The sequence below is a fragment of the Burkholderia sp. BCC0397 genome (assembly GCF_902832865.1).
In the GTDB taxonomy this organism is placed as follows: Bacteria; Pseudomonadota; Gammaproteobacteria; order Burkholderiales; family Burkholderiaceae; genus Burkholderia.
In genome coordinates this window covers 1-1,864 of the sequence record NZ_CADFDL010000028.1, presented here as the reverse complement: position 1 = coordinate 1,864, position 1,864 = coordinate 1, and the positions used below count along the sequence as shown (strand labels likewise).

The window sequence follows — 1,864 nt, the reverse complement described above, 5'->3', positions numbered from 1 at the left end:
GTCATTTCTCGGATTCCTTTGCCTGCATTATCGCCGGCTCAGGCCCTGGCCGTTCCACTTATCCGGTTGTCTGAATTCGCGCGGCCACCTCTGATGGTCATACGCCCATTGGCCGAGTGCGAAGACCGGGATACTCAACGATTTGCCCAGCGTGCTCAGTTCATACTGGACCTGAGGCGGTGTCGTTGGGAACGTAGTTCGCGTCACCATTCCGTCCCGTTCTAGACCCTTAAGCGTTCGTGTCAACATTTGTTGAGATATGCCGTCAACGGATCGCTTCAGTTCATTGAAGCGTACCGGTCCGTGACGTAGCGCGACGATGATCAGGACTGTCCATTTGTCACCGATTCGCGCCAACACCCGAGCAACGCGTCGGCAATCGCTGAGCCCGCCATTTCCCTCACCCACAGTCATCTTCATATGACTTAGCCCCAAGTTTGTGCGTTCTTGCGCCACTTTACCTTCGATAGTCTAATGCTGTCTCTTAGTCACAAAAAGTGACTTCCGGTGAGTTGTTGTGGTAGTGCCCTGCCGGATCGAGATAACAGGAGTACGAAATGAAGATTGAACTGTGGTGCGACATCGTGTGCCCGTTCTGCGGAATGGCCGTGCACCGGCTGGAGGCTGCGTTGGAAGCGTTCGAGCACCGTGGCGAGGTCGAGGTTGCCTATCGCTCGTTTCAGGTCCATCCGGAACTCGATCGACGCGGCGTGACGCAACACAACTTGATCGTCACGCGGGGTAAGGACGCAGATGAAATCGAGCGTGAAACCCTGCGGCCGCTCGAACAGGCGGCCGATCGAGAAGGTCTCGCCCCTTACCGCGTCATCGATCGCACTCTCGGGCCAACCGATTACGCGCACGAACTGCTCGCTTACGCGACCGAGAAGGGGCTTCATGCGCAAGCATGGAAGCACATGTTTCGCGCGCATTTCGGTGAGGCACGGCGGCTGTGGACGCTGGATGAAGTCGTGGATTTTGCCGCTGAGCTTGGTCTCGATGCAACGGACGCGCGGAATGTTCTGAGCAGCCGAAGGTATCGCGAACAAGTCCAGAACGAACAGCGTGAAGCGCAGCGGTTAGGTGCGCGCGGCACGCCGTTCATGGTCATTGACCGCAAACAGGCGGTTCCGGGTTCACTGAGCACGGAACAGCTGCTGAGCACATTGCGCCGCCATTGGCGGGAGCAGTGATTTGCCTTTCCCAGCCCTCTGAATAGATAAAAGGTATTTGCTATGTCACTAAAATTGAACGTCATTATCGGTAGCACCCGTCCCGGTCGCTCGGGGCCCGTCATCGGGCAATGGTTCAACGAGTTCGCCGCCGCTCACGGAAAATTCGACGTGGAACTGGTGGATCTCGCCGAGTTCAATCTTCCATTATTGGACGAGGCAGCCCACCCCTATCTGCAGCGGTACGAACACGAACACACGAAGCGCTGGAGCAAGAGCGTTGACTCGGCCGATGCCTACGTGTTCGTCACGCCCGAGTACGACTATTTTCCACCGGCCTCACTGGTGAATGCAGTGCAGGTTCTGATGCGCGAGTGGGGGTACAAGCCTGCTGGAATCGTCAGCTACGGCGGAATCTCAGGGGGGCTTCGTGCATCGCAAGTGCTTCGACAACTGATTACCAGCGTCAACGTGCACCCGCTGCCCCACGTTGTACCGGTTCCGTCGTTCGGTCAATCTGTTGGCGAGGACGGCGCGTTTCAGCCCAATGCTCCCATTGTGGATGGAGCAACCGGAATGCTCGACGAACTTCACAAATAGAGGTGGCCGCGCGAATTCAGACAACCGGATAAGTGGAACGGCCAGGGCCTGAGCCGGCGATAATGCAGGCAAAGGAATCCGAGAAATGACGA

Annotated in this window: 3 protein-coding genes; 2 read left to right on the top strand and 1 reads right to left on the bottom strand. The window is 57.1% G+C overall.

The window, feature by feature from the left end; translation table 11 throughout:
• Nucleotides 1–27 precede the first annotated feature (27 nt).
• Nucleotides 28–414 carry a helix-turn-helix domain-containing protein gene (locus tag HWX03_RS36600; protein WP_208456835.1) on the bottom strand — a complete coding sequence of 129 codons (387 nt, stop codon included), beginning with the start codon at nt 412–414 and terminating at the stop codon, nt 28–30.
• Between the two features lie 143 nt (nt 415–557).
• Here HWX03_RS36600 and HWX03_RS36595 point away from each other — a divergent pair, with 143 nt between their 5' ends.
• Both HWX03_RS36595 and HWX03_RS36590 read left to right on the top strand, forming a co-directional pair.
• Nucleotides 558–1,193, top strand: a complete 636-nt coding sequence (locus tag HWX03_RS36595) for a DsbA family protein (protein ID WP_175874670.1) — start codon at nt 558–560, stop codon at nt 1,191–1,193.
• A 42-nt stretch (nt 1,194–1,235) separates the two neighbouring features.
• Nucleotides 1,236–1,772, top strand: coding sequence for an NAD(P)H-dependent oxidoreductase (locus HWX03_RS36590; RefSeq protein ID WP_175874669.1), 537 nt, complete (start codon nt 1,236–1,238; stop codon nt 1,770–1,772).
• The last annotated feature ends 92 nt before the right edge of the window (nt 1,773–1,864 follow it).